At 46.5% G+C, this 12437-nt stretch carries 3 protein-coding genes, 1 tRNA gene and 5 rRNA genes; 8 read left to right on the top strand and 1 reads right to left on the bottom strand.

The window, feature by feature from the left end; translation table 11 throughout:
- The first annotated feature begins 191 nt into the window (after nucleotides 1-191).
- From OCU56_RS11465 to metA, 8 genes are all read left to right on the top strand, one after another.
- Nucleotides 192-3081, top strand: a 23S ribosomal RNA gene (locus tag OCU56_RS11465).
- Nucleotides 3082-3236: 155 nt separating this feature from the next.
- A 5S ribosomal RNA gene (rrf, locus tag OCU56_RS11460) occupies nucleotides 3237-3352 on the top strand.
- A 541-nt stretch (nucleotides 3353-3893) separates the two neighbouring features.
- Nucleotides 3894-5448, top strand: a 16S ribosomal RNA gene (locus OCU56_RS11455).
- Nucleotides 5449-5862: 414 nt separating this feature from the next.
- Nucleotides 5863-8752 (top strand): 23S ribosomal RNA (locus OCU56_RS11450).
- Nucleotides 8753-8907: 155 nt separating this feature from the next.
- A 5S ribosomal RNA gene (gene rrf / locus OCU56_RS11445) occupies nucleotides 8908-9023 on the top strand.
- The 16S, 23S and 5S rRNA genes sit together here with 1 tRNA gene alongside, the layout of an rRNA operon.
- A 212-nt stretch (nucleotides 9024-9235) precedes the next feature.
- Nucleotides 9236-9312 (top strand) — tRNA-Asp (locus tag OCU56_RS11440).
- Nucleotides 9313-9475: 163 nt separating this feature from the next.
- Nucleotides 9476-10018 (top strand): hypothetical protein, encoded by a 543-nt coding sequence (locus OCU56_RS11435; RefSeq protein WP_261873341.1) that lies wholly within the window; start codon nucleotides 9476-9478, stop codon nucleotides 10016-10018.
- A gap of 97 nt (nucleotides 10019-10115) precedes the next feature.
- Nucleotides 10116-11057 (top strand): homoserine O-acetyltransferase MetA, encoded by a 942-nt coding sequence (gene metA / locus OCU56_RS11430; RefSeq protein ID WP_261873340.1) that lies wholly within the window; start codon nucleotides 10116-10118, stop codon nucleotides 11055-11057.
- Nucleotides 11058-11118: 61 nt separating this feature from the next.
- Here metA and OCU56_RS11425 read toward each other — a convergent pair whose 3' ends face one another.
- Nucleotides 11119-12411, bottom strand: coding sequence for a cation:proton antiporter (locus OCU56_RS11425; protein WP_261873339.1), 1293 nt, complete (start codon nucleotides 12409-12411; stop codon nucleotides 11119-11121).
- Between the last annotated feature and the right edge of the window lie 26 nt (nucleotides 12412-12437).

Below are 12437 nucleotides of genomic sequence, written 5' to 3'. Positions count from 1 at the left end.
TCTTGCCTTTTTATTTCCACTTTTTTTAAAAAAGTAGAACAAAAAAGGACATCTACTTTAAGTAGGTGTGTAATTTGAGTCCGGCAAAATCGAATGTTATCTCGCTCATAATAAAGAGATAACGCACCTTGGAAACGTCATACTACGCCGTAGCAAGCGTATTGCGTTAGCAAGACCCTTTGGGGTTGTATGGTTAAGTGACTAAGCGTACACGGTGGATGCCTTGGCAGTCAGAGGCGATGAAAGACGTAATAACTTGCGATAAGCCCAGATTAGGTAGTAATAACCATTTGAGTCTGGGATTTCTGAATGGGGAAACCCACCTGCATAAGCAGGTATCATTAACTGAATACATAGGTTAATGAGGCAAACCCGGGGAACTGAAACATCTAAGTACCCGGAGGAAGAGAAATCAACCGAGATTCCGAAAGTAGCGGCGAGCGAAATTGGATTAGCCCTTAAGCTTTTAATGACACAGACGAAGGCTCTGGAAAGTGCCGCAATAAAGGGTGATAGCCCCGTAGTCGACATGTGATTTAAAGTGAAATCGAGTAAGGCGGGACACGTGATATCCTGTTTGAACATGGGGGGACCATCCTCCAAGGCTAAATACTACTGACTGACCGATAGTGAACCAGTACCGTGAGGGAAAGGCGAAAAGAACCCCTGTGAGGGGAGTGAAATAGAACCTGAAACCGTGTACGTACAAGCAGTAGGAGCGCCTCGAAGCGTGACTGCGTACCTTTTGTATAATGGGTCAGCGACTTAATTTTAGTAGCAAGGTTAACCGATTAGGGGAGCCGTAGGGAAACCGAGTCTTAACTGGGCGTCGAGTTGCTAGGATTAGACCCGAAACCAGGTGATCTAGCCATGGGCAGGTTGAAGGTTGAGTAACATCAACTGGAGGACCGAACCGACTAATGTTGAAAAATTAGCGGATGACTTGTGGCTAGGGGTGAAAGGCCAATCAAACCTGGAGATAGCTGGTTCTCCCCGAAAGCTATTTAGGTAGCGCCTCGGACGAATACCAATGGGGGTAGAGCACTGTTAAGGCTAGGGGGTCATCCCGACTTACCAACCCTTTGCAAACTCCGAATACCATTGAGTACTATCCGGGAGACACACGGCGGGTGCTAACGTCCGTCGTGGAGAGGGAAACAACCCAGACCGCCAGCTAAGGTCCCAAAGTATAGCTAAGTGGGAAACGATGTGGGAAGGCTTAGACAGCCAGGATGTTGGCTTAGAAGCAGCCATCATTTAAAGAAAGCGTAATAGCTCACTGGTCGAGTCGGCCTGCGCGGAAGATGTAACGGGGCTAAGCTATACACCGAAGCTGCGGCTGCATACTTTGTATGCGGGGTAGGGGAGCGTTCTGTAAGCGGTTGAAGGTGGTCTGTAAGGGCTGCTGGACGTATCAGAAGTGCGAATGCTGACATGAGTAACGATAAAGGGAGTGAAAAACTCCCTCGCCGGAAGACCAAGGGTTCCTGTCCAACGTTAATCGGGGCAGGGTAAGTCGACCCCTAAGGCGAGGCCGAAAGGCGTAGTCGATGGGAAACGGGTTAATATTCCCGTACTTCTTATAATTGCGATGGGGGGACGGAGAAGGCTAGGTGGGCCTGGCGATGGTTGTCCAGGTTCAAGTAAGTAGGCGGGTGGTTTAGGTAAATCCGGACCACTGTTAACGCTGAGATACGATGTCGAGTCGCTACGTGCGATGAAGTCATTGATGCCATACTTCCAGGAAAAGCCTCTAAGCTTCAGATTATAAGGAATCGTACTCCAAACCGACACAGGTGGTCGGGTAGAGAATACCAAGGCGCTTGAGAGAACTCGGGTGAAGGAACTAGGCAAAATGGTACCGTAACTTCGGGAGAAGGTACGCTCTTGGCGGTGAAGTCCCTTGCGGATGGAGCTACTAGGAGTCGCAGATACCAGGTGGCTGCAACTGTTTATTAAAAACACAGCACTGTGCAAAATCGTAAGATGACGTATACGGTGTGACGCCTGCCCGGTGCCGGAAGGTTAATTGATGGGGTTAGACTTAGGTCGAAGCTCTTGATCGAAGCCCCGGTAAACGGCGGCCGTAACTATAACGGTCCTAAGGTAGCGAAATTCCTTGTCGGGTAAGTTCCGACCTGCACGAATGGCGTAATGATGGCCACGCTGTCTCCACCCGAGACTCAGTGAAATTGAAATCGCTGTGAAGATGCAGTGTACCCGCGGCTAGACGGAAAGACCCCGTGAACCTTTACTACAGCTTGGCACTGAACATTGACCCTACATGTGTAGGATAGGTGGGAGCCTTTGAAACCTCGTCGCTAGATGGGGTGGAGGCAATCTTGAAATACCACCCTTGTAGTGTTGATGTTCTAACTTAGACCCCTAATCGGGGTTGAGGACAGTGCCTGGTGGGTAGTTTGACTGGGGCGGTCTCCTCCCAAAGAGTAACGGAGGAGCACGAAGGTGGGCTAAACACGGTTGGACATCGTGTGGTTAGTGCAATGGCATAAGCCCGCTTGACTGCGAGAATGACAATTCGAGCAGGTGCGAAAGCAGGTCATAGTGATCCGGTGGTTCTGAATGGAAGGGCCATCGCTCAACGGATAAAAGGTACTCCGGGGATAACAGGCTGATACCGCCCAAGAGTTCATATCGACGGCGGTGTTTGGCACCTCGATGTCGGCTCATCACATCCTGGGGCTGAAGTCGGTCCCAAGGGTATGGCTGTTCGCCATTTAAAGTGGTACGCGAGCTGGGTTTAGAACGTCGTGAGACAGTTCGGTCCCTATCTGCCGTGGGCGTTGGAAGATTGAAGGGGGCTGCTCCTAGTACGAGAGGACCGGAGTGGACGAACCTCTGGTGTTCGGGTTGTCATGCCAATGGCATTGCCCGGTAGCTAAGTTCGGAATCGATAAGCGCTGAAAGCATCTAAGCGCGAAGCGAGCCCTGAGATGAGTCTTCCCTGGCACTTTAAGTGTCCTAAAGGGTTGTTCGAGACTAGAACGTTGATAGGCAGGGTGTGTAAGTGCTGCGAGGCATTGAGCTAACCTGTACTAATTGCCCGTGAGGCTTAACCATACAACACCCAAGGGGTTTTGATGGACTCAAAGAAAGAACGTTGAATGTGTATATGAACTTTTAACCTTTTGTTTTCATCTTTTTAGAAAAGATGAAGGTAAAAAACAGTTTTCCGAATTATTAATATCTGCGTTATGCGGGTATTACAAAATTTGCTTGGCGACCATAGCATTGTGGACCCACCTGATTCCATGCCGAACTCAGAAGTGAAACACAATAGCGCCGATGGTAGTGTGGGGCTTCCCCATGTGAGAGTAGGACATCGCCAGGCTCCTATTTATTTTCACTTTTTTAAAAAGTGAAGACAAAAGGTATAAATTGTTGCTGTAACTTGCATCTTTCGATTATGCGATGCTCATGTACTAACGTACACTGCGCTTCTCTAATCAAAATCTGCGGCGCTACAACAACAATTTAAAGTTCAAAGCAGTCTTGATGTAAGACTTTGAATGAAGAAATAAAGACTTATCTCGTAAGAGGTGAGTCACCATAAAGTTCTAATTTATTTAGAGTTTTATGTTGACTTTAACAGTCAGTCGCGTATTATATGCGACCTGCTTAGGTGCTAAGGCATCAAAAGCACGCTCTTTAACAATTTAAACCTATCAATCTGTGTGGGCACTCGTTGATGATAATCGAAAAGATTTATCAATGAACTGAGTGACCAATACAATGATTTTTAATCATTGGCACAGTCAATTCATTACTATTCTGTTGGAATAGTAATAGCTTTAAAATTACTTCTTACTTTCGAGTAAGGAACAGTTTTGAAGTCAGTATTCATTGAGCCGTTCTTCGGAACACAAAAACTTTAATTGAAGAGTTTGATCATGGCTCAGATTGAACGCTGGCGGCAGGCCTAACACATGCAAGTCGAGCGGAAACGACAACATTGACCCTTCGGGTGATTTGTTGGGCGTCGAGCGGCGGACGGGTGAGTAATGCCTGGGAAATTGCCCTGATGTGGGGGATAACTATTGGAAACGATAGCTAATACCGCATGACGTCTACGGACCAAAGAGGGGGACCTTCGGGCCTCTCGCTTCAGGATATGCCCAGGTGGGATTAGCTAGTTGGTGAGGTAATGGCTCACCAAGGCGACGATCCCTAGCTGGTCTGAGAGGATGATCAGCCACACTGGAACTGAGACACGGTCCAGACTCCTACGGGAGGCAGCAGTGGGGAATATTGCACAATGGGCGCAAGCCTGATGCAGCCATGCCGCGTGTATGAAGAAGGCCTTCGGGTTGTAAAGTACTTTCAGTCGTGAGGAAGGCATATAAGTTAATAGCTTATGTGTTTGACGTTAGCGACAGAAGAAGCACCGGCTAACTCCGTGCCAGCAGCCGCGGTAATACGGAGGGTGCGAGCGTTAATCGGAATTACTGGGCGTAAAGCGCATGCAGGTGGTTTGTTAAGTCAGATGTGAAAGCCCGGGGCTCAACCTCGGAACCGCATTTGAAACTGGCAGGCTAGAGTACTGTAGAGGGGGGTAGAATTTCAGGTGTAGCGGTGAAATGCGTAGAGATCTGAAGGAATACCAGTGGCGAAGGCGGCCCCCTGGACAGATACTGACACTCAGATGCGAAAGCGTGGGGAGCAAACAGGATTAGATACCCTGGTAGTCCACGCCGTAAACGATGTCTACTTGGAGGTTGTGGCCTTGAGCCGTGGCTTTCGGAGCTAACGCGTTAAGTAGACCGCCTGGGGAGTACGGTCGCAAGATTAAAACTCAAATGAATTGACGGGGGCCCGCACAAGCGGTGGAGCATGTGGTTTAATTCGATGCAACGCGAAGAACCTTACCTACTCTTGACATCCAGAGAACTTTTCAGAGATGAATTGGTGCCTTCGGGAACTCTGAGACAGGTGCTGCATGGCTGTCGTCAGCTCGTGTTGTGAAATGTTGGGTTAAGTCCCGCAACGAGCGCAACCCTTATCCTTGTTTGCCAGCACGTAATGGTGGGAACTCCAGGGAGACTGCCGGTGATAAACCGGAGGAAGGTGGGGACGACGTCAAGTCATCATGGCCCTTACGAGTAGGGCTACACACGTGCTACAATGGCGCATACAGAGGGCGGCCAACCAGCGATGGTGAGCGAATCCCAAAAAGTGCGTCGTAGTCCGGATTGGAGTCTGCAACTCGACTCCATGAAGTCGGAATCGCTAGTAATCGTGAATCAGAATGTCACGGTGAATACGTTCCCGGGCCTTGTACACACCGCCCGTCACACCATGGGAGTGGGCTGCAAAAGAAGTGGGTAGTTTAACCTTTCGGGGAGGACGCTCACCACTTTGTGGTTCATGACTGGGGTGAAGTCGTAACAAGGTAGCCCTAGGGGAACCTGGGGCTGGATCACCTCCTTATACGATGATTACTCACGATGAGTGTCCACACAGATTGATGGTTTAATTTAGTTAAAGTATTAGAGCTTTAATTAATGACTTCGGTTATTGATTAAAGCTTTTTGCTTTATGCTCTTTAACAATTTGGAAAGCTGACGAATATTGTTTGATTAACAATATTCAAATTTAAAAGTTCTCAAATCCTAAGTCTTTAAGATTTAGGTACCAACACACATTCAAGTGTTCTTGCCTTTTTATTTCCACTTTTTTTAAAAAAGTAGAACAAAAAAGGACATCTACTTTAAGTAGGTGTGTAATTTGAGTCCGGCAAAATCGAATGTCATCTCGCTCATAATAAAGAGATGACGCACCTTGGAAACGTCATACTACGCCGTAGCAAGCGTATTGCGATAGCAAGACCCTTTGGGGTTGTATGGTTAAGTGACTAAGCGTACACGGTGGATGCCTTGGCAGTCAGAGGCGATGAAAGACGTAATAACTTGCGATAAGCCCAGATTAGGTAGTAATAACCATTTGAGTCTGGGATTTCTGAATGGGGAAACCCACCTGCATAAGCAGGTATCATTAACTGAATACATAGGTTAATGAGGCAAACCCGGGGAACTGAAACATCTAAGTACCCGGAGGAAGAGAAATCAACCGAGATTCCGAAAGTAGCGGCGAGCGAAATTGGATTAGCCCTTAAGCTTTTAATGACACAGACGAAGGCTCTGGAAAGTGCCGCAATAAAGGGTGATAGCCCCGTAGTCGACATGTTGTTTTAAGTGAAATCGAGTAAGGCGGGACACGTGATATCCTGTTTGAACATGGGGGGACCATCCTCCAAGGCTAAATACTACTGACTGACCGATAGTGAACCAGTACCGTGAGGGAAAGGCGAAAAGAACCCCTGTGAGGGGAGTGAAATAGAACCTGAAACCGTGTACGTACAAGCAGTAGGAGCGCCTCGAAGCGTGACTGCGTACCTTTTGTATAATGGGTCAGCGACTTAATTTTAGTAGCAAGGTTAACCGAATAGGGGAGCCGTAGGGAAACCGAGTCTTAACTGGGCGTCGAGTTGCTAGGATTAGACCCGAAACCAGGTGATCTAGCCATGGGCAGGTTGAAGGTTGAGTAACATCAACTGGAGGACCGAACCGACTAATGTTGAAAAATTAGCGGATGACTTGTGGCTAGGGGTGAAAGGCCAATCAAACCTGGAGATAGCTGGTTCTCCCCGAAAGCTATTTAGGTAGCGCCTCGGACGAATACCAATGGGGGTAGAGCACTGTTAAGGCTAGGGGGTCATCCCGACTTACCAACCCTTTGCAAACTCCGAATACCATTGAGTACTATCCGGGAGACACACGGCGGGTGCTAACGTCCGTCGTGGAGAGGGAAACAACCCAGACCGCCAGCTAAGGTCCCAAAGTATAGCTAAGTGGGAAACGATGTGGGAAGGCTTAGACAGCCAGGATGTTGGCTTAGAAGCAGCCATCATTTAAAGAAAGCGTAATAGCTCACTGGTCGAGTCGGCCTGCGCGGAAGATGTAACGGGGCTAAGCTATACACCGAAGCTGCGGCTGCATACTTTGTATGCGGGGTAGGGGAGCGTTCTGTAAGCGGTTGAAGGTGGTCTGTAAGGGCTGCTGGACGTATCAGAAGTGCGAATGCTGACATGAGTAACGATAAAGGGAGTGAAAAACTCCCTCGCCGGAAGACCAAGGGTTCCTGTCCAACGTTAATCGGGGCAGGGTAAGTCGACCCCTAAGGCGAGGCCGAAAGGCGTAGTCGATGGGAAACGGGTTAATATTCCCGTACTTCTTATAATTGCGATGGGGGGACGGAGAAGGCTAGGTGGGCCTGGCGATGGTTGTCCAGGTTCAAGTAAGTAGGCGGGTGGTTTAGGTAAATCCGGACCACTGTTAACGCTGAGATACGATGTCGAGTCGCTACGTGCGATGAAGTCATTGATGCCATACTTCCAGGAAAAGCCTCTAAGCTTCAGATTATAAGGAATCGTACTCCAAACCGACACAGGTGGTCGGGTAGAGAATACCAAGGCGCTTGAGAGAACTCGGGTGAAGGAACTAGGCAAAATGGTACCGTAACTTCGGGAGAAGGTACGCTCTTGGCGGTGAAGTCCCTTGCGGATGGAGCTACTAGGAGTCGCAGATACCAGGTGGCTGCAACTGTTTATTAAAAACACAGCACTGTGCAAAATCGTAAGATGACGTATACGGTGTGACGCCTGCCCGGTGCCGGAAGGTTAATTGATGGGGTTAGACTTAGGTCGAAGCTCTTGATCGAAGCCCCGGTAAACGGCGGCCGTAACTATAACGGTCCTAAGGTAGCGAAATTCCTTGTCGGGTAAGTTCCGACCTGCACGAATGGCGTAATGATGGCCACGCTGTCTCCACCCGAGACTCAGTGAAATTGAAATCGCTGTGAAGATGCAGTGTACCCGCGGCTAGACGGAAAGACCCCGTGAACCTTTACTACAGCTTGGCACTGAACATTGACCCTACATGTGTAGGATAGGTGGGAGCCTTTGAAACCTCGTCGCTAGATGGGGTGGAGGCAATCTTGAAATACCACCCTTGTAGTGTTGATGTTCTAACTTAGACCCCTAATCGGGGTTGAGGACAGTGCCTGGTGGGTAGTTTGACTGGGGCGGTCTCCTCCCAAAGAGTAACGGAGGAGCACGAAGGTGGGCTAAACACGGTTGGACATCGTGTGGTTAGTGCAATGGCATAAGCCCGCTTGACTGCGAGAATGACAATTCGAGCAGGTGCGAAAGCAGGTCATAGTGATCCGGTGGTTCTGAATGGAAGGGCCATCGCTCAACGGATAAAAGGTACTCCGGGGATAACAGGCTGATACCGCCCAAGAGTTCATATCGACGGCGGTGTTTGGCACCTCGATGTCGGCTCATCACATCCTGGGGCTGAAGTCGGTCCCAAGGGTATGGCTGTTCGCCATTTAAAGTGGTACGCGAGCTGGGTTTAGAACGTCGTGAGACAGTTCGGTCCCTATCTGCCGTGGGCGTTGGAAGATTGAAGGGGGCTGCTCCTAGTACGAGAGGACCGGAGTGGACGAACCTCTGGTGTTCGGGTTGTCATGCCAATGGCATTGCCCGGTAGCTAAGTTCGGAATCGATAAGCGCTGAAAGCATCTAAGCGCGAAGCGAGCCCTGAGATGAGTCTTCCCTGGCACTTTAAGTGTCCTAAAGGGTTGTTCGAGACTAGAACGTTGATAGGCAGGGTGTGTAAGTGCTGCGAGGCATTGAGCTAACCTGTACTAATTGCCCGTGAGGCTTAACCATACAACACCCAAGGGGTTTTGATGGACTCAAAGAAAGAACGTTGAATGTGTATATGAACTTTTAACCTTTTGTTTTCATCTTTTTAGAAAAGATGAAGGTAAAAAACAGTTTTCCGAATTATTAATATCTGCGTTATGCGGGTATTACAAAATTTGCTTGGCGACCATAGCATTGTGGACCCACCTGATTCCATGCCGAACTCAGAAGTGAAACACAATAGCGCCGATGGTAGTGTGGGGCTTCCCCATGTGAGAGTAGGACATCGCCAGGCTTTAAACATAAATTGTTGCTGTAACTTGCATCTTTCGATTATGCGATGCTCATGTACTAACGTACACTGCGCTTCTCTAATCAAAATCTGCGGCGCTACAACAACAATTTAAAGTTCAAAGCAGTCTTGATGTAAGACTTTGAATAAAGAAATAAGCTTATAGGTTTTATAGCCTGTAAGTATGGACGCTCACTTAGTGAGTTGACCACTGCGGAGTGGTAGTTCAGTTGGTTAGAATACCGGCCTGTCACGCCGGGGGTCGCGGGTTCGAGTCCCGTCCACTCCGCCACTTATTAAAAAAAGCCTTAACAGCAATGTTAAGGCTTTTTGCATTTTTAGGAAAGAGCCGAGCAGTGTCTTGGTAGTTCAGGATTTTTTCAATCTCATATCTATATTTCTCATTCTGTCCAGTTCGGTGATATTCTTAATAAAATGCGTCGATAGTGTTATTAATGAAAAAATTACTGATATTACTATTTTGTTTGTTTTCCCTTTCTCTTCTGTTGGCCGTGGCGAGTTTAGTTGGTCTATTAGGTTATAAAGACAAGGGTTATGATTGGGAGTGGTTAGGCTTTCCATTGCTCGATAGTGGCGTCCAGATCGCTCGTACTACAGATACTCACCAATTACTCCTGCGTAAACTGTATCCTTTAAAATCATTAGAAGTATCTGTTTATACGACGATGAATAATAAGTTGTTGCTTCATATATCTCGATTTGAGCCCTGTGAGGGAGTTATGGAGGGGCAGCTGCAATTAAACAATCAACAATCTAAAGCCATTCGCTTTCATTGTGCAAACAAAGAAGAGTGGACCTTTAGTGTGGTTACTGTTCATCTAGAGAAAGCGGTTGTTGTTTTTGACTCGGATTTATTAGCGATTAACTTTGCTGAATGGAATCTTGCTGATATTCAAAAAGATCAGTTTAAACAGTTACATAGTGATTACTATAATCAAATAGGTGATCCTTCTAAGTATCAGTGGTCTCGTGATTGAAAGTTAGTTTCCGTTTTCGCTCTCGACAGTCGCCGACTATTACAGTAATCTGAAAAAGTATACGTATAGACGTCTAGATGTTTGAAGGAGTAAAGTTTTGCCTATTCGAGTTCCCGATCAATTACCCGCTACAGATATACTAAGAAGTGAAAGCATTTTTGTAATGTCTGAGACTCGAGCATCAACACAGATGATTCGTCCTTTGCGTGTATTAATTCTCAATTTAATGCCGAAAAAGATAGAAACAGAAACCCAGTTTTTACGCCTGTTATCAAATAGTCCTCTGCAAGTTGATATTGAACTTTTGCGTATTGATAACAGACCTAGTAAGAATACGCCTATCGAGCACTTAGATAATTTCTATCGTCAATTTGAAGCGGTAAAAGAACGTAATTTTGATGGTTTGATCATTACCGGTGCGCCATTAGGTTTAGTGCAATTTGAAGATGTTATTTATTGGGATCATCTTAAATCCATAATGTCTTGGGCGAAGGAACACGTAACTTCAACTTTATATGTTTGTTGGGCTGCGCAAGCTGCTTTGAAACTGCTGTATGATTTGCCAAAGAAAACTCGAAAAGAAAAACTCTCTGGTGTTTATAATCACGAAATTCATAATGCTTACCACCCTTTACTTAGAGGGTTCGATGATAACTTCTTAGCCCCTCATTCCCGTTATGCGGACTTTTCTGCCCAGTACTTGAGTGAGAGTACCGATCTCGACATTTTAGCCACCTCACCAGAAGCAGGTGTTTATCTAGCCTCTACGCCGGATAAACGAAATGTGTTTGTAACCGGTCACCCAGAGTATGAATCGCATACTCTACATAAAGAGTTTATTCGAGATCGCGGTGAAGGTTTACAGCCAACAATACCTCTTAATTATTATCCTGAGGATAACCCAGATTTAGAGCCTAGTGCTTCATGGCGTAGTCATGGGCACTTATTGTTTAGTAATTGGCTTAATTATTGTGTTTATCAGCAGACGCCTTATGATTTAGAGCAGTTCTCAGAAGAGAACTTTACAACTAACGAGTAGTCGCAATCATAAAAAAAGGTGTGCCATATTCAGTGGCACACCTTTTTTATTTTTTGGGGAATTACTCAGCGGGTGGTTTGTTTGGTAACTCCAACTGCTTTGCCTTTTCTATTAGTGGTGTGATAGTCATACCCTGCACAAGTATTGAGAACATCACTACGGCATAAGTCATGACCATAATGATTTCTTTTACATCAATATTTTTCTCAGGAATGACCATAATCCCTGAAGGAATAGATATCGCCATGGCAAGAGCAAGTCCTCCACGCAATCCGCCCCAGGTTAAAATCCTTACTGACATAGGGTTATAATCTCTGAATCGATTAAAGCCGACATAAGTGAATTTGACGCTTAAGTAACGAGCCAATAGCACCAATGGAATGGCAATAACCATCATTATCCAGTCTTCATGGTGGAACTCAAATAGCAACATTGACATGCCGATAAGCAAGAACAACACACCATTCAAAAACTCATCAATAAGCTCCCAGAAATGATCTAGGTGTTCGTGACTTTCAATAGTAAAGCCACTTCTACGTGTCCAGTTACCAATTAAGATGCCGGAGACAACCATGGATAATGGACCCGAAACGCCGAGCAATTCAGCAAAAACATAGCCCGTCGAAGGGATCAGTAGAGTAAGCAGAATTTCCATGGAGTGGTCGCGGGTAGAGCTGATTAGCCAGTGGAAAGTAGCACCTAGGATAAAGCCGTAGATGATGCCACCGATAGCCTCTTGCAGAAATAATACTGACACAGAGTTAAATGTCGGTGTTTCACTACCAAATGCGATGGTGTATAAGGTGACAAAAATCACTAACCCAAATCCATCGTTAAATAATGACTCCCCTTCTATTTGCGTAGAGATCCGCGCGGGTGCATTCAATTTTTTAACTATGGCTAAAACAGCAATCGGATCGGTTGGTGAAATTAATGCTCCAAACAGCAAGCAATAAACAAAGTCTAAATTAAAGCCGATTAGTGAGAATAGTCCGTAGAGAGAGAAACCGATAAAAAATGTCGAAAAAAGCGTGGCACCAAACGCCAGTGCTGTGATCTCCCACTTTTGGTCTCTTAGGTGATCCAGTTTTATACCAAGGCCGCCGGCAAACAGCAAAAATCCAAGAATCCCTTTTAATAAGAAGTCTTCGAAATTAATAGACGAAATAGTATCTATTGCCACATGGGATAGTTTAAATAACCCAAATTGACCTGCGATTATCATGGCGAGCGACAGTAACATTGCACTCGCGGTGATGGCTATTGTGGGTTGCATCTTACCAAGCTTATTGTTAATAAATGCGATAAGCACTGCTGCCGCAGCTATAAAACATAGCGTATGGTAGGCTTCCATTCACTTCTCCTTTGATTCATTTTGCC

The sequence above is a fragment of the Vibrio rarus genome (assembly GCF_024347075.1).
In the GTDB taxonomy this organism is placed as follows: Bacteria; Pseudomonadota; Gammaproteobacteria; order Enterobacterales; family Vibrionaceae; genus Vibrio; species Vibrio rarus.
The sequence above is the reverse complement of the archived record's forward strand: the minus strand, read 5'-3'. Positions and strand labels throughout refer to the sequence as shown.